The organism is Streptomyces sp. NPDC054883 (genome assembly GCF_053610645.1).
Map to the genome: position 1 here is coordinate 37,755 of NZ_JBSGYT010000010.1, position 16,433 is coordinate 54,187.

Consider the following 16,433-nt stretch of genomic DNA (forward strand, 5'->3'; position numbering starts at 1 on the left):
CGGGGGCCGGGGGCACGACGCCGCGGCGGGGCCGGTCACCGCGGGTCCGCGACGGCCGCTGCGGGGGTGACGGCCAATCGGCCGGGGCGCTGCGGGCGCCGTCGGGTGGGGGCGCCGGCCGGTCCCGGCGGGTGGCTGGGCGTACGTCGGCCGGACCGGGCCGGGGCGGGTCAGCATGCCGGGTCCGCGATCGAGGTGAACGCCGATTCGTGGGCGCGGCGGCGGGTGCGGTCGCGGGCGAAGACCTCCCGGGCCACCGCCGCCAGCGCCGCCGCCGGGGCGTGCAGGTCGAGCCGGCTCGCCTCCGCGACCTGCTTCGCCCAGCCCTCCGGTACCGCCGCGAGGCCGTTCAGGGCCCCGGACAGCGCCCCCGCCATCGTGGCCGTCGAGTCGCAGTCCCGCCCGTAGTTGACGGCTCCGAGCACCGCACCCTCGTACGCCCCGTCCGCGACCAGCAGCATGCCGAGCGCGATCGGGAGCTCCTCGATCGAGTGCAGCCGCGACGGCCGCCGGGCGCCGAGCGACGGCCGGCGGTAGTCCGGTCCCACCGAGTCGTACGGGGCGACCGCCTCCCGTAGCGGGACCAGCGCCGACTCGAAGTCCCGGTGGCCGCGGGCGACGTCCCGGACCGCCTCGATGGCCGCCCGGGTGCCGTCCTTCGCCAGGGACACGGCCGTGTCCACCACCGAGCCCGCCGTCGCCCCCGGCACGCACGCCGCGGCCACCGCCGCCGCGAACACGCCCGCCGCCTCCCGCCCGTACGAGGACTGGTGCGCCCCGGCGACGTCCAGCGCCTCCGCGTACGCGGCCTCGGGATGGCCCGCGTTGACCAGCCCGACCGGTGCCATGTACATCGCCGCCCCGCAGTTGACGATGTTGCCGGTGCCCGCCTCCCGCGGGTCGGCGTGCGCGTAGTGCAGCCGGGTCACGATCCACTTCTCCGCGAGGAAGATCCGCTGGAGCGGCAGGGCTTCGGCTTCGAGCTCCGGGATCCAGCGCGGGTTGGTCATCAGGTCCGGGACCAGGTGCTCGGCGACCGCGTAGGCGTCGAGGTGGTCCCGTACGGCCTCGTAGACCCGTACCAGGGCATGGGTCATCAGGGTGTCGTCGGTGACGTGCCCGTCCCCCTTGTGGTACGGCGCGATGGGGCGGGCGGTGCGCCAGTCCTCGTACCAGGGGCCGACGATGCCGCGCACGCGGCCGCCGTGCCGCTCGACGATCCGGTCCGGTGACCAGCCCTCCACCGGGCCGCCGAGCGCGTCGCCGACGGCCGCGCCGACGAGACAGCCGGCCGCCCGGTCGTCGAGGGTGAGGGGGGTCAGCGTCATGTCCGAATCATCCCTTGGGGTGGCTGGGCCGCGTGGGCGGCGCGGGCTTTGGGCGAGGTGAGTTCCGTACGGGCGAGGAGCGCGGCGAGTTCGACCAGGTCGGTACCGGCGAGGCGGGGGAGGGCGCAGCCGGAGAGGGTGCGGCAGGCCTCGCGCCAGGCGGCCGGGAGGCAGTCGCCGCCGCCGAGGGCGCCGGTGAGGGCTCCGGCGAGGGCGGGGGCGGAGTCCGCGACGCGCGAGAGGCAGGCGGCGGCGGGGACGGCCTCGGCGACGTTGCCACGGGCGGCCGTGACCAGCGCGAGCGCGACGGGGACGGTTTCGGCGGCGGCGATGCCGTAGCTGTAGACGTGGTCGACGATCTGGTGCTCGAGGAGCGGGACGAGGGCGAAGGCACCGGCGCCGTCGTCGGTACGGGCGAGCTTGACGGCGTGGCGGGCGTTGCGGCCGATCTCGGTGGCTTCGGGGAGTTGCTCCAGGGCGGCGTCGACGGCGGCGTCGGCGTCCGCGCCGGCGAGCGCGGTGGCGATGGCGGCGGCCATGGCCCGGGCGCCGTGGACCCCGTCGCCGTCCTGGGTGTAGCGGGCGTCGAACTCGGCGAGGTCCGCCGCCGCCCGGGGGTCGCCGGGGTGGACGACGGCGAGGACGCAGGCGCGGATGCAGGCGGCGTCGTCGAAGTAGTGCGGGTTGTCGTGGCCGGTGGCGGGCGGGCGCAGGCCGGCGGCGAGGTTGCCGAGGCCGGCGCGGACGGAGATGCGGGCGCGCAGGGGGAGGACGGCGGACTCGACCTCGGGGGCGCGTTCGGCCGCGGCGGCGACCTCGCTGGCCAGGGCGTTCCAGGCGAGGTCGATGGCGGCGCGCATCCGGCGGGACCGGGAGAGGTCGCTGAGCAGGACGCCGGCGGCGGTCAGGACGGACTCGGCGGCGAAGGCGGCCCATTCGGCGTCGTCGGAGGGGCCGAGGCGCAGGGGTTCGGGGGGCTGGTTGAGGGCGATGGGGACGGGGAGGGTGGTGGTGGCGTTCTGCTCGGCGAAGGTGTCCAGCTCGCGGGTGAGGCGGCGGGTCCATTCGGGCATCCGGCTGGCCCGGTGCCGGGCGGCGGGCCACCCGGCCGCGTCGCCTGCGGCGAGCCCGAGCAGCAACCCCTCGATGCGCCGGGGTCCGTCGGGGGGAACCGGCACGGTGACCGCCTCCGCGGCGGCGGGCCCGGCGTCGGCGTCCCGCATGCCGGAATCGGCCCCGGCCCGCAGGACCGTCCCGCTGACGGTACGGGGCCGCGCGCGCTCGGGCCCGGACGGGTCGCCCGCGCTGTCCCGGCTGCCGCCCGGGGGTCCGTCGGGGCGCCGCTCGGCCACCGGGCCGGCGGTGGCTCCGGCCTGGCGCACCCAACCACTGCCGGGTGCCGTCGGGGCGGCGCCTCGGGCCCCGCGGGGGTCCGCGGGCTCCGGGCCGCGGGTTCCCGGGAGGTCCGCCGCCGGGGCCGGGTCCGGCGGCGCCGCCCCGGGTACCGGGCGGAGGTCGCCCGCCAGGGCCCGGGCGGGGTCCGGCCCGGCCGCCTCCCGTGCGGGGTGGCGGTCGCCCGGAGTACGCGTGGGGTGTCCGCCCGGGTCGCCCGTGCCGGCCCGGCTGCAGGGGTCCGGGCCGGGGGCGGTTGCGCCTTGGCGTACCCAGCGGCCGAACTCCGCTGTGGCGGCGCCCAGGTCGGGGGGCCGGGCGGGGTCCGGCCCGGCCGCCCCGGGTGCGGGGCGGCGGTCGCCCGGGGTGGGGCGGGGCTCCGCCTGTTCCGGGCCGCCTGCTCCCGCCCGGTCGGCCGGCGGGGTCCGGGCGGGGGCCGGTCCTGCCGGTGGCGGGGCGGCAGTCGCCGGGCCGGGCGGTGGGACGACGGGGCGGTCCGGGTGGCGGGGTGGGTCGTAGGGAGGGGGCGGGGTCATCGGGGCGGCTCGGTTTCCGGGGTGAGGAGGTCCGCGATGTCCAGGACGTGGTAGCCCCGCATCGAGGGCAGGCAGCTGCCCCGGACCGGGCCGATCGCCGACGACCACTGAGACGGGATCGCCCGCACCCCCGACAGCGCCCCGGACAGCGCTCCCGCCACCGCCGCCGTGGTGTCCGCGTCGCGCCCCATGTTGACCGCCGTGAGCACGGACTCGGCGAAGTCCCCGCGCGCCGCCGCGAACGCCCCGAACGCCAGGCCCACCGCCTCGGGGGCCAGGTCCGTCCACGGGTAGCCGCCGATCACCACCGCCGAGCGCACCGCCCGCTCGCCGCGCGGGGCCGCCGTCACGGCCCGGCGCAGCGAGCGCGCCGTCCAGGAGTCCGAGGGGATCACCGACAGGGCCGCCGAGACGACCGACGCCGGTGAGCCGCCGGCCATCGCGGCCGCGACCCCCGCCGCCACCGCCTGGCCGCCGTAGATGCCCTCCCCGTCGTGGCTGACCGACCCGTCGATCGCCACCAGCCGTGCGGCCTCCGCCGGCCGCCCGGCCGCGAAGACCCCGAACGGGGCCGCCCGCATGGCCAGCCCGTCCGACCAGGCGTGCCGGTGCTGCGCCGAGATCGGCGCCGCCAGGCCCCGGCGGAGGTTCTCCAGGGTGCCGCGCTCCGAGAAGCCCGCGCCGCGGAACGGCCCTTCGTCCAGGTCGGCGATCCAGTGGTGCCAGGCCCGTTCCACGTGGGCGACCGCGAGCGCCGACCCGTGGCGCGCCAGCAGCAGCCCGGAGAAGATCGCGTACTCGGTGTCGTCGGTGCCCGCCGGATCGTCGGACACGAAGCCCTCGATCCGCCCCCACTTCGCCCTGATCTGCGACGGCTTCATGTTCTCCGCCGGGGCGCCCAGCGCGTCACCCACCGCCAGTCCCAGAAGTGCGCCCCTGGCCCGTTCGAGGAGGATCTGCGGATCGCATGCAATCAGCTCCATCGCGCGCCTCTCCACTTGATGGGACTCATCATGAGCCCATGGGGGATTTGTGCCACGGGATGACGTTTGTCGCATGTCGCGAAACACCCCCCGAACGCCGCCGTCACCCGGTCGCCGACCCGCGAAACCCCAGGTAAGTACGGCCTTCCTTGCTGGCGGCCGAAGGAAATCGTGCGTAGTTTCGAGGTGTTCAGGGGGAGTGGCGCCTGCGGGTCGCCTTCGCGTACCCGCTCGCACGAAGAGGCTCGGCGAAGCTCGGCGAAGCTCGCTCGGCAAAGCTCGACAGGGGAGATCCGGCGCATGTCCATCATCGACACCGAAGCACCACTGCACACCGCCCACCGCGACAACCACACCCACCGCGACGTCAACGGCGGATGGCTGCGGCCGGCCGTGTTCGGGGCCATGGACGGGCTCGTCTCCAACCTCGCCCTCATGACCGGTGTGGCGGGCGGTGCGGTGGCCCCGCAGACCATCGTCATCACCGGGCTGGCCGGGCTGGCCGCCGGCGCCTTCTCGATGGCCGCCGGCGAGTACACCTCGGTCGCCTCGCAGCGCGAGCTGGTCCTCGCGGAACTCGACGTCGAGCGGCAGCAGTTGCGCAAGCACCCGGTGGACGAGATGGAGGAGCTGGCCGAGCTGTACGTATCGCGCGGCGTGGAGCCCGCCCTCGCCCGCGAGGTGGCGATGCAGCTGTCCCGCGACCCGGAGCAGGCGCTGGAGATACACGCCCGCGAGGAGCTGGGCATCGACCCCGACGACCTGCCGTCGCCGCTGGTCGCCGCCGTCTCCTCCTTCGGTTCGTTCGCCCTGGGCGCGCTGCTGCCCGTCCTGCCCTACCTGCTCGGCGCTACCGCCCTGTGGCCGGCCGTGCTGCTGGCCCTGGCGGGTCTCTTCGCCTGCGGTGCGGTCGTCGCCCGGGTCACCGCCAGGTCGTGGTGGTTCAGCGGTGTCCGCCAGCTGGTCCTGGGTGGCGCGGCCGCCGGTGTGACGTACATCCTGGGAACCTGGATCGGCGGCGTCGTAGGCTGACCGGCGCAGGAGTGAGACACTATGCAGAGCGACGCATAAATTAATGATTACCCCGCGGTTTCGAACGCATCACCGCGGGGCATCACACCAGAGCTCCTCCCGGCTGCCGCCGCGGGGAGCTTCAGGGCAATGAAGCCCGCCCCCCCAGGGCAACGAAGCCCGCATCCCGGCTCCGGGACCTTTCTTTTCTTACCTGCGTCACACTCGCGCAGTGTCCGCATGCTGGAACGTGATATCCGCTTCGCGGGATCGCAGTCATCATGTAACCTGCACGAAATTTCGCAGAGGGCCAACGTCGTCCCTCGGCACGCACCTTTGCCACGACGACGACGGGAGAGCCGATGCGTTCCGCATCCACGCACTCCGCGACCGGCCCCAGCACCACTGCCTGGTCGCCCATGGACGGTCGCCCCGCCCCCCAGGGCATGTACGACCCGCGCAACGAGCACGACGCCTGCGGCGTCGGCTTCGTGGCCAACCTCAGCGGCGAGGCCGGCCACGCGCTGGTCGAGCAGGCGCTGACCGTACTGCGGAACCTCGAACACCGCGGCGCCACCGGATCCGAGCCGGACTCGGGCGACGGCGCCGGAATCCTCTCCCAGGTCCCCGACGCGTTCCTGCGCGAAGTGGCCGGTTTCGCCCTCCCCGAGGCCGGCGCCTACGCCGTCGGCATCGCCTTCCTCCCCGCCGACGGCCCCGCACAGGCCGTCGCCGTGGAGCAGATCGAGGCGATCGCGGCCGAGGAGAGCCTCACGGTCCTGGGCTGGCGCGAGGTCCCGGTCACCCCGGACCTGCTCGGCAACGGCGCCCGCGCCACCATGCCCGCCTTCCGCCAGGTCTTCGTGACCGACGGCACCAGCACCGGCCTCGCGCTCGACCGCAAGGCCTTCGTACTGCGCAAGCGCGCCGAGCGCGAGGCCGGGGTCTACTTCCCCTCGCTCTCCGCCCGCACCATCGTCTACAAGGGCATGTTGACCACCGGCCAGCTGGAGCCCTTCTTCCCGGACCTCTCCGACCGCCGCTTCGCGTCGGCGCTCGCCCTGGTCCACTCCCGGTTCTCGACCAACACCTTCCCGTCCTGGCCGCTCGCGCACCCGTACCGCTTCGTCGCGCACAACGGCGAGATCAACACGGTCAAGGGCAACCGGAACTGGATGGAGGCCCGCGAGTCCCAGCTGGCCTCGGACGTCTTCGGCGAGGGCGCGCTGGAGCGCATCTTCCCCATCTGTACGCCCGACGCCTCCGACTCGGCCTCCTTCGACGAGGTCCTGGAGCTGCTCCACCTCGGCGGCCGGTCGCTGCCGCACAGCGTGCTGATGATGATCCCGGAGGCGTGGGAGAACCACACCTCCATGGACCCGGCCCTGCGCGCCTTCTACCAGTACCACTCCACGATGATGGAGCCCTGGGACGGGCCGGCCTGCGTCACCTTCACCGACGGCACCCAGGTCGGCGCGGTCCTCGACCGCAACGGCCTGCGCCCCGGCCGCTACTGGGTCACCGACGAGGGCCTGGTCGTGCTGTCCTCCGAGGTCGGCGTCCTCGACATCGACCCGGCGAAGGTCGTCCGCAAGGGCCGCCTCCAGCCCGGCAAGATGTTCCTCGTCGACACCGCCCAGCACCGCATCGTCGAGGACGACGAGATCAAGGCCGAGCTGGCCGCCGCCGCCCCGTACGCGGAGTGGCTGGAGACCGGCGAGATCGAGCTGACGGACCTGCCCGAGCGCGAGCACATCGTGCACACCCACGCCTCGGTCACCCGCCGCCAGCAGACCTTCGGCTACACCGAGGAAGAGCTGCGCGTCATCCTCGCGCCGATGGCCCGTACCGGCGGCGAGCCGCTCGGCTCCATGGGCACGGACTCCCCGATCGCGGCCCTGTCCGAGCGCCCCCGGCTGCTCTTCGACTACTTCACGCAGCTGTTCGCGCAGGTCACCAACCCGCCGCTGGACGCCATCCGCGAGGAGCTCGTCACCTCGCTGCTGTCCTCGCTGGGCCCGCAGGGCAACCTGCTGGAGCCGACCGCCGCGTCCTGCCGCAGCGTCACCCTGCCCTTCCCGGTGATCGACAACGACGAGCTGGCCAAGCTCATCCACGTCAACGCCGACGGCGACATGCCCGGCATGAAGGCCGCCACCCTCTCCGGCCTCTACCGGGTCTCCGGCGGCGGCGAGGCACTGGCCGCGCGGATCGAGGAGATCCGCGCCGAGGCCGACGCCGCCATCGAGAACGGCGCCCGCCTGATCGTCCTCTCGGACCGCCACTCGGACGCCGAGCACGCACCGATCCCCTCGCTGCTGCTGACCTCCGCCGTGCACCACCACCTCATCGCCACCAAGCAGCGCACCCAGGTGGGCCTGCTGGTCGAGGCCGGTGACGTCCGCGAGGTCCACCACGTCGCGCTCCTGATCGGCTACGGCGCGGCCGCCGTCAACCCGTACCTCGCCATGGAGTCCGTCGAGGACCTGCTGCGCGCCGGTACCTTCCTGTCCGGCCTGGAGCCGGAACAGGCCATCAAGAACCTGATCTACGCGCTCGGCAAGGGCGTCCTGAAGGTCATGTCGAAGATGGGCATCTCCACCGTCGCCTCCTACCGCGGTGCCCAGGTCTTCGAGGCCGTCGGCCTGAACGAGGAGTTCGTCGGTACGTACTTCAGCGGCACCGCCACCAAGATCGGCGGCGCCGGCCTCGACGTCATCGCCAAGGAGGTGGCCGCGCGCCACGCCAAGGCGTACCCGGCCACCGGCATCGCGGCCACGCACCGCGCGCTGGACATCGGCGGCGAGTACCAGTGGCGAAGGGAGGGCGAGCCGCACCTGTTCGACCCGGAGACGGTCTTCCGCCTCCAGCACGCCACCCGCAACCGCCGCTACGACATCTTCAAGCAGTACACCGAGCGGGTGAACGAGCAGTCCGAGCGGCTGATGACGCTGCGCGGCCTGTTCGGCTTCAACAGCGACCGCCCGTCGATCCCCGTGGACGAGGTCGAGTCCGTCGCGGACATCGTCAAGCGCTTCTCCACCGGCGCCATGTCGTACGGCTCCATCTCCAAGGAGGCGCACGAGACGCTGGCCGTCGCCATGAACCAGCTGGGCGCCAAGTCCAACACCGGTGAGGGCGGCGAGGACCCGGACCGCCTGTACGACCCGGCGCGCCGCTCCTCCATCAAGCAGGTCGCCTCCGGCCGCTTCGGAGTCACCAGCGAGTACCTGGTCAACGCCGACGACATCCAGATCAAGATGGCGCAGGGCGCCAAGCCCGGCGAGGGCGGCCAGCTGCCCGGCCACAAGGTCTACCCGTGGGTCGCCAAGACCCGGCACTCCACCCCGGGCGTCGGCCTGATCTCCCCGCCGCCGCACCACGACATCTACTCCATCGAGGACCTGGCCCAGCTGATCCACGACCTCAAGAACGCGAACCCGGCCGCACGCATCCACGTGAAGCTGGTCTCCGAGGTCGGTGTCGGCACCGTCGCCGCCGGTGTCTCCAAGGCGCACGCGGACGTCGTCCTCATCTCCGGCCACGACGGCGGTACGGGCGCCTCCCCGCTCACCTCGCTCAAGCACGCGGGCGGCCCCTGGGAGCTCGGCCTCGCCGAGACCCAGCAGACCCTGCTGCTCAACGGGCTGCGCGACCGCATCGTGGTCCAGACGGACGGCCAGCTCAAGACCGGCCGCGACGTGATCATCGCCGCGCTGCTCGGCGCCGAGGAGTTCGGTTTCGCGACCGCTCCGCTCGTCGTCTCCGGCTGCATCATGATGCGCGTCTGCCACCTGGACACCTGCCCCGTCGGCATCGCCACGCAGAACCCCGTCCTGCGCGACCGGTTCTCCGGCAAGCCCGAATTCGTCGTCAACTTCTTCGAGTTCATCGCGGAGGAGGTGCGCGAGCTGCTCGCCGAGCTGGGCTTCCGCTCGATCGAGGAGGCCGTCGGCCACGCCGAGCTGCTCGACACCAGCAAGGCCGTCACGCACTGGAAGGCGCAGGGCCTCGACCTGGAGCCGCTGTTCCACGTGCCCGAGCTGCCCGAAGGCGCGGTCCGCCACGCCCTGATCGAGCAGGACCACGGGCTGGAGAAGGCCCTCGACAACGAGCTGATCGAGCTCGCCGCCGAGGCCCTGGGCGCGGCCGGCGCCGAGGAGGCCCAGCCGGTCCGGGCCCAGGTCGCGATCCGGAACATCAACCGGACCGTCGGCACCATGCTCGGCCACGAGGTCACCAAGCGGTTCGGCGGCGCGGGCCTGCCCGACAACACCATCGACCTGACCTTCACCGGTTCCGCGGGCCAGTCCTTCGGCGCCTTCCTGCCGAAGGGCATCACCCTCCGCCTGGAGGGCGACGCCAACGACTACGTCGGCAAGGGCCTGTCGGGCGGCCGGGTCGTGGTCCGCCCCGACCGCGGCGCCGACCACCTCGCCGAGTACTCGACCATCGCCGGCAACACCATCGGCTACGGGGCCACCGGCGGCGAGATGTTCCTGCGCGGCCGCACCGGCGAACGCTTCTGCGTCCGCAACTCCGGCGCGCTGGTCGTCTCGGAGGGCGTGGGCGACCACGGCTGCGAGTACATGACCGGCGGCACCGCCGTCGTCCTCGGCGAGACGGGCCGCAACTTCGCGGCCGGCATGTCGGGCGGTGTCGCGTACGTCGTCGACCTCGACCCGCGCAACGTCAACGCCGGCAACACCGGGGCCGTGGAGGCCCTCTCGGACGCCGACAAGCAGTGGCTGCACGATGTGGTGCGCCGCCACGAGGAGGAGACCGGCTCGACCGTGGCCGCGAAGCTCCTGGCTGACTGGTCCGTGTCCGCGGACCGCTTCAGCAAGATCATCCCGACCACGTACAAGGCAGTGCTCGCCGCCAAGGACGCCGCTGAGCGGGCCGGACTCTCCGAGTCCGAGACCACTGAGAAGATGATGGAGGCGGCGACCCATGGCTGACCCGAAGGGCTTCCTCACCACCCCGCGCGAGACCGCCTGTACCCGTCCCGTCGCCGAACGCGTCAAGGACTGGAACGAGGTCTACGTCCCCGGCTCCCTGCTGCCGATCATCAGCAAGCAGGCCGGCCGCTGCATGGACTGCGGCATCCCGTTCTGCCACAACGGCTGCCCGCTCGGGAACCTGATCCCGGAGTGGAACGACTTCGCCTACCGCGAGGACTGGACGGCCGCCTCCGAGCGCCTGCACGCCACGAACAACTTCCCGGAGTTCACGGGCCGGCTCTGCCCCGCGCCCTGCGAGTCGGCGTGCGTGCTCGGCATCAACCAGCCGGCCGTCACCATCAAGAACGTCGAAGTGTCGATCATCGACAAGGCGTGGGACAACGGCGACGTCACCCCGCAGCCCCCGGAGCGGCTCTCCGGCAAGACCGTCGCCGTCATCGGCTCGGGGCCGGCCGGCCTGGCCGCCGCCCAGCAGCTGACGCGGGCCGGGCACACCGTGGCGGTGTACGAGCGCGCGGACCGCATCGGCGGCCTGCTGCGCTACGGCATCCCCGAGTTCAAGATGGAGAAGGTGCACATCAACCGCCGCATCGAGCAGATGCGCGCGGAGGGCACCAAGTTCCGCACGGGCGTGGAGGTCGGCCGCGACATCGACGCGGCGAAGCTGCGCAAGCGCTACGACGCGGTCGTCATCGCGGCGGGCGCCACCGTCTCCCGCGACCTGCCGGTGCCGGGGCGCGAGCTCAAGGGTATCCACTTCGCGATGGAGTACCTGCCGCTCGCCAACAAGGTGCAGGAGGGCGACTTCGTGGCGCCCCCCATCACCGCCGAGGGCAAGCACGTCGTCGTCATCGGCGGCGGCGACACGGGCGCGGACTGCGTGGGCACCGCCCACCGCCAGGGCGCCCTGTCGGTCACCCAGCTGGAAATCATGCCGAGGCCGTCCGAGGACCGCCCCACGGGGATGCCCTGGCCGACGTTCCCCATGCTGTACAAGGTCACCTCGGCCCACGAGGAGGGCGGCGAGCGGATCTACTCCGTCTCCACCACCCACTTCGAGGGCGACGAGGAGGGCAACGTCCAGGCGCTGCACCTGATCGAGGTGGAGTTCGTGGACGGCAAGCTGGTCCAGAAGGAGGGCACCGAGCGGGTCCTGCCCGCGCAGCTGGTCACCCTCGCGATGGGCTTCACCGGTACCGACCGGGCCAACGGCCTGGTGGACCAGTTCGGCCTGGAGCTGGACGCCCGGGGCAACGTGGCGCGGGACGCCTCGTACGCGACCAACGTGGACGGCGTCTTCGTCGCCGGCGACGCGGGGCGCGGCCAGTCGCTGATCGTGTGGGCCATCGCGGAGGGCCGCTCGGCCGCCCGCGGTGTGGACCGCTTCCTGACCGGCGCCAGCACCCTCCCGTACCCGGTCAAGCCGACGGACCGCTCCCTCACCGTGTAGCCCTCTCGGATGCCGTGCTCGCACCGTTCGGCCGTGGGCGGCCTTTCGGGCTTCGGCCCGGCTGCGTCGGCCTCCGGCCGTCGGTGCGGGGCCCCTCCCTCGCGGGGGAAGACCCCTCATGCGGTCCGTGCAACGGTGTGCGGCATTCGGCACGGCGCCCCTCCCTCGCGGGGGAGGACCCCTCATGCGGTCCGTACAACGGTGTGCGGCACTCGACACAGCGCCCGTCATGTCCCCGACCAGGGATGGCGGGCGCTGTGGCGTGCGCGGGGTTCAGAGCCGGAACAGGGCTCCGCGCCAGGTCCATCCCGCGGCCAGGACCGCCTTCTGCAAGGGGACCTTCATCTCCCGCGTGTCGAAGGCGAACTCCTCGACCAGGTGCCGACGGCCGTCCGGCCCCCGCTCGATCGTCCACCGCTTGGACACCGTGGTCACCTGCCCCCGTTGGTACTCGGCCGACGCGGCCAGCTTGGGCGTGTCCCCGACCCAGGTGACCTCCAGTTCCTCGTCCAGGGCCCGCACCTCGTGCTTGCCGGGGACCAGGCGCATCCTCGTCTTGAGGGTCCGGTCGAGCCTCGACTCCAGGAAGAAGGTGCGCCAGACCGGTTCCAGCACCCGCCACTCCGCCACCAGGTCGGCCTTCTCCGCCGGCCGCGCGTTGCGCACGACGTACGGCTTGTCCGGGCCGTTGACCGCGAGCAGCGCCTCCCGCACCTGCGCGGCGGACAGCGGCGCGGCGCCGCCGTCCGGGTGGCGGGTGCCGGTGAACCTGTCGAAGAGGCCCATCGTCAGGCCCCCGCACCGGTGTCCGGGCGTACCGTGCGCAGGAACGCCTGGAAGTCCTCCAGGACGTCCTCGTGCTGCGCGGCGGTGGCGGTCAGGATCGAGCGGATCAGCGCGCGCCGGTGCGGGTCCGCGGCGTCCGCGAGGGCCATGTAGACCTGGGTCTGCACCAGGTCGCGGCGCACGCCGGCGACGACGGCCGTCAGGGCCAGCCGCTGCGTCAGGCCCGGCGCGGCCGCGGAGTCGACGTGGTGCCGGGCGGCCACCGACACGGACTCGGCGGCCTCCCGCACCCGCTCCACCGACGCGTCGGCCAGCTGCTCCAGGGTCGTTCCCTCCCGGAGGAAGTCGCCGTCGACGGTGATGTTGGCCGTGAACCCGTCATCCGGCTGCGGGTACAGGGCGATGAAGGCGACGTCCGGTGCGCCGACCTCGTCCGGCGGCGCGGCCCGCCAGCCCTCCGGCAGGCTGAGTTCGATCGGCACGGGCAGGGTCGTGGGCATCCGGGGCCTTCTTTCCGTCTGGACGGGAAACGTACATCAGTCGAACCAGCCGCCGACGGTGTGCTTGACCGACCCGGCGGTGTCACCGATCGCGTCGGCCGCTTCGCCGAACGCATGGGTGACCTTGCCGGGGTCGACCGTGAACTCGCCGCCCACGGCGCCGCCCACCCCCAGGGCCGCACCGACCTTGCCGCCGAAGTGGTACTTGCCGTCGTCGCCCTTGCCGAAGTCCCACTTCAGCTCGGCACCCGCCGCGCCGTACCAGCCCTCCGCCGTACCGCCGGCGCCGATCCCGGCGACCTCGCCGCCGCCGGTCACGCCGGCTTTCGCCCCGGCGAACGCCTGGAGCTTGCCCTTGAAGCCGTCCTTGCCGAGCCCGACGTTGGCCGAGCCCTCGGCGCCGGCGAAGACCTCGGTCCGGCCGTAGCCGGTGAACGCCCCGTACTCGGCCTTGCCGCCGACCAGTTCGCGGATGCCCGCGGACCCCTCTATCTTGGCGGTGAAGCCCGATTCGTTGAACCCGTAGTTCCCGGTCGCCCGGGCACCGCCGTAGACGTCGTACACCTCGGAGAACTTGACCCCGCCCTTGGTCGCCTCCCCCGTCTGGCTCAGGTGGAAGAGGTCGGCGTACGCCTTGGCCGAGCCCTCCTTGCCGTTCTTGACGCCCGTCAGCTTGAAGCCCGCGTCAGGTCCGGTGATCTTGAGGCCGTCGTCGGGCTTCTTGGTGTCGTGTTCGTCGGCCTGCGCAGCCTTGGCGGCCTTCACGGCCTTGGTCAGATCGCCGTCCGCGCCCGCGTTGAACCCAGACAGCGACATGTCGGCGCCCTTGCCCAGAGCGTCCTTGTTGCTGTCCACGACTTCGGCCTCGAGCGCCAGCTTGACGTTCTGGTCGAGCTCGGTGACGGCTTTCACCCGGTCGTCGATGTGCTGCTGCCACTTGGTGACGGCCGTGCGGATGGCGGCCTCGCCGTCGGGGTCGTGGTGGTAGGCGGTGCGCTCGGAAGGAGTGAGCCTGCCCCAGTCGAACGCGACGTGGCCCTGCTCGGAGACGGTCATGCCGGCGGCTATCGCGTCGTCGCGCGCGCTTTCGAGCTTGGACTTCAGGTCGGTGAACTTCTCGTGGGCGTCCCGCAGCAGGCTGCCGATCGCCTTGGCCTGGATCTGCGCCGCCGAGTACTCGTACCGGGTCCCGTCGAAGCCCGACCGGGCGGTACCGGCGCTGACCCCGGACCAGGTGTCGCCCATGGTGATCTTCTGGACGGAGTCTCCGTAGCGGGTCTCGACCTTGTTCAGCTCGCCCGCCATCGCCTCCCACTTGCCCGCGGCCGTCGTCAGCAGACCCAGGTTCGTGGTCATGACCTCGTGGTAGTTCGGCACCGCTACCTCCTACAGGCCGTTCAGCTTTGACTGGCTCGCGAACTGGTTGCGGATACCGGTGTCATTGCCCTTGAAGAGGCCCGAGGCGCCGCGCAGCGCGGTCTTCTCCGCGTCCAGCCGGGCCATCAGGTTCTTCACCTGCTGGTCCCAGGTGTCCGCCACCTTCTTGAGGCCGGCGGCCGTGTCCCACCCGTCGAAGCCCTTGTGGGCGGCGTTGGTGGCTTCGTCCGCGTGCACCGCGGCCTTCTTCGTGTTCGGCTGCAGCTCGGTCTCGATCGTGCCCGCGGCCGCTTTCTTCTGCGCCGGCGTCGAGGCGAAGCCGCCGGGCCCCTTGCCCGGGGCGAACGGCCCGTACACGGGCGGGGACGACGGCCCCGGACCCGACGGCTCCGGCGGTACGTGGTTCAGCCGCATGCCCACCTGCTGGTCCGCGCCGGCCGTGCCCGAAGCCGGGTCCTGCTCGAGATCGCCTGCCATTTTCAGCCTCCCCGTCGGCAAGAACCCGATCATATGCACGGCTCCCGCGCCCGGGCCAAGCCGCCCCACGTCCCCAACTCCGGCCCGTACACGGGTGGGAGGAGGCGCCGTCGCCGGGGTAACCGGGCCGAGTCGGGTCGCTCGTGCGGGTGACCGCCACCCGGAGGTCCGCGGGGGCTCCGCCGCCGCACGGAGCCGACCGGCCCGGCGGTACCGGGGGAGCGGGAGGCCACCTCCCCTGCCGGGTGGAGCGGCCCGCGCGAACCGGCCGCGGTGTACGCCGGACGGAGTAACCGGCGCGGAGAACGGCGCAGTTCAGGACGGCAACGTCTGGTAACTGTGGGGCCCATGCCGTCCCGAATGATGTTGGCCTCTCTGCTGGGTGCCGCCCTGCTCGCGCCCGCTCCGCCCGCCGTCGCCGACGGGCGGACCGTCGAGTACCACGGGCTGCGCCTGACCGTCCCCGCGCACTGGCGCGTCGTGGACCTCGACCGCCACCCCGACGCTTGTCTGCGCCTCGACCTGCCCACCCTCTATCTCGGGCACGCCGGCGGCCAGGGCGAATGCAGCGGCCGCGCGGTACGCAGCCGCGCCGACACCCTGCACCTGGAACCCCTCGGCGACGCCCCGGAGCGCGCCGACGTCCCGACCGTCCGTGCCGACGGGAGCGGCCTGCCGCCGGCGCCGTCCGGCGACAGCCGCGAGGTCCGCTACGCGCTCCGCGGCTCCGGGGTGATGGCCACCATCTCCTACGGGGACAGCCCCGAGGCCGTACGGGAACTCCTGGCCCGTGCCCGTACGACCACCCCCGCCACCGCGGGACCGCCGGCCGCCGGCCCGCTGACCCCCACCCTCGCCGGCCGCCCCCGCACCGGCCAACCCGCCTTCAACGGCACCGGTTTCGACGCCTGCACCGCTCCCAGCCAGAGCGCCATGGACACCTGGCGGGCCGACTCGCCCTTCGGCGCTGTCGGCATCTACATCGGCGGCCGCGCCCGCGCCTGCGCCCAGCCGCGACTGACCGCCACCTGGATCCGCCGCCAGTCCGAGGCGGGCTGGCACCTGATGCCGATCTGGGTGGGCCCGCAGCCCTGGGACAGCTCCAGCACCGGCCTGTCCACCGACCCCTCCGAAGCCGACGAAGAGGGCGTCGAAGCCGCCGAGGGCGCGGTCGAGGCGGCCCGCTCGCTGGGCCTGGGCGCGGGCACGGTGCTCTACAACGACCTGGAGCACTACACGGACCGCGACACCTGGGACGCCCCGGTCGTCGCCTACCTCACGGCCTGGACGAGGAGGCTGCACGAGCTGGGCTACCGCGCGGCGGCCTACGTACACGCCGCGTCCGGCGCCCTGGCGCTGAGCGCCCACTACCACCAGGTGCCGCAGGACATGCCGGACGTGCTGTGGGTGGCCCGCTGGAACCTTTCCGCCACCGTCTCGGACGCCGACATGGGCCTGCCCGCCGGCGGCACCCAGTGGTCCGGGCACCGCCGAGCCCACCAGTTCCGCGGCGGCCACGACGCCACGTACGGCGACGTCACGATCAACATCGACCGCAGCCGGCTCGACGTCGACCCGGCCGCCCTCCCCCCGCTGCGCCGCGGCCGGGACCTGATCCCGTTCACCTGA

General features: G+C 73.2%; 11 protein-coding genes. 4 read left to right on the forward strand and 7 right to left on the reverse strand.

Annotated features, from left to right (window positions below):
* Positions 1–170 precede the first annotated feature (170 nt).
* The 3 genes from ACWGH1_RS10310 to ACWGH1_RS10320 form a co-directional block, all read right to left on the reverse strand.
* Entirely contained in the window at positions 171–1,328 is a 1,158-nt protein-coding gene (locus tag ACWGH1_RS10310; protein WP_453352834.1) for an ADP-ribosylglycohydrolase family protein, read from the reverse strand.
* Positions 1,325–2,575, reverse strand: a complete 1,251-nt coding sequence (locus tag ACWGH1_RS10315; RefSeq protein WP_453352840.1) for an ADP-ribosylglycohydrolase family protein — start codon at positions 2,573–2,575, stop codon at positions 1,325–1,327. The genes ACWGH1_RS10310 and ACWGH1_RS10315 overlap by 4 nt, the downstream gene beginning before the upstream one ends.
* Before the next feature lie 677 nt (positions 2,576–3,252).
* Positions 3,253–4,239, reverse strand: a complete 987-nt coding sequence (locus ACWGH1_RS10320) for an ADP-ribosylglycohydrolase family protein (RefSeq protein ID WP_453352835.1) — start codon at positions 4,237–4,239, stop codon at positions 3,253–3,255.
* A gap of 300 nt (positions 4,240–4,539) precedes the next feature.
* Here ACWGH1_RS10320 and ACWGH1_RS10325 point away from each other — a divergent pair, with 300 nt between their 5' ends.
* The 3 genes from ACWGH1_RS10325 (at position 4,540) to ACWGH1_RS10335 (ending at position 11,664) form a co-directional block, all read left to right on the forward strand.
* Complete coding sequence (locus ACWGH1_RS10325; protein ID WP_453352836.1) at positions 4,540–5,271, forward strand: VIT1/CCC1 transporter family protein; 732 nt, start codon at positions 4,540–4,542, stop codon at positions 5,269–5,271.
* Between the two features lie 398 nt (positions 5,272–5,669).
* The gene (gene gltB, locus ACWGH1_RS10330) at positions 5,670–10,211 is read left to right on the forward strand and encodes a glutamate synthase large subunit (RefSeq protein WP_453352841.1); all 4,542 of its coding nucleotides are present in this window, start codon (positions 5,670–5,672) and stop codon (positions 10,209–10,211) included.
* Positions 10,204–11,664 (forward strand): glutamate synthase subunit beta, encoded by a 1,461-nt coding sequence (locus tag ACWGH1_RS10335; RefSeq protein ID WP_453352837.1) that lies wholly within the window; start codon positions 10,204–10,206, stop codon positions 11,662–11,664. The genes gltB and ACWGH1_RS10335 overlap by 8 nt, the downstream gene beginning before the upstream one ends.
* Before the next feature lie 273 nt (positions 11,665–11,937).
* Here the strand turns inward: ACWGH1_RS10335 and ACWGH1_RS10340 are convergent, their stop codons facing one another.
* From ACWGH1_RS10340 to ACWGH1_RS10355, 4 genes are read right to left on the reverse strand one after another with little or no spacing between them, the layout of a single operon-like run.
* Positions 11,938–12,450: a hypothetical protein gene (locus ACWGH1_RS10340; protein ID WP_453352838.1), complete on the reverse strand. Its 513-nt coding sequence runs from the start codon at positions 12,448–12,450 to the stop codon at positions 11,938–11,940.
* A 2-nt stretch (positions 12,451–12,452) separates the two neighbouring features.
* On the reverse strand, positions 12,453–12,950 hold the full coding sequence (locus ACWGH1_RS10345) for a hypothetical protein (protein WP_453352839.1): 498 nt from the start codon (positions 12,948–12,950) through the stop codon (positions 12,453–12,455).
* 36 nt (positions 12,951–12,986) lie between these two features.
* On the reverse strand, positions 12,987–14,327 hold the full coding sequence (locus tag ACWGH1_RS10350; protein ID WP_453408605.1) for a hypothetical protein: 1,341 nt from the start codon (positions 14,325–14,327) through the stop codon (positions 12,987–12,989).
* Positions 14,328–14,336: 9 nt separating this feature from the next.
* Positions 14,337–14,804, reverse strand: coding sequence for a hypothetical protein (locus tag ACWGH1_RS10355; protein ID WP_453408606.1), 468 nt, complete (start codon positions 14,802–14,804; stop codon positions 14,337–14,339).
* A 360-nt stretch (positions 14,805–15,164) separates the two neighbouring features.
* Here ACWGH1_RS10355 and ACWGH1_RS10360 point away from each other — a divergent pair, with 360 nt between their 5' ends.
* Positions 15,165–16,433 carry a DUF1906 domain-containing protein gene (locus ACWGH1_RS10360; protein WP_453355833.1) on the forward strand — a complete coding sequence of 423 codons (1,269 nt, stop codon included), beginning with the start codon at positions 15,165–15,167 and terminating at the stop codon, positions 16,431–16,433.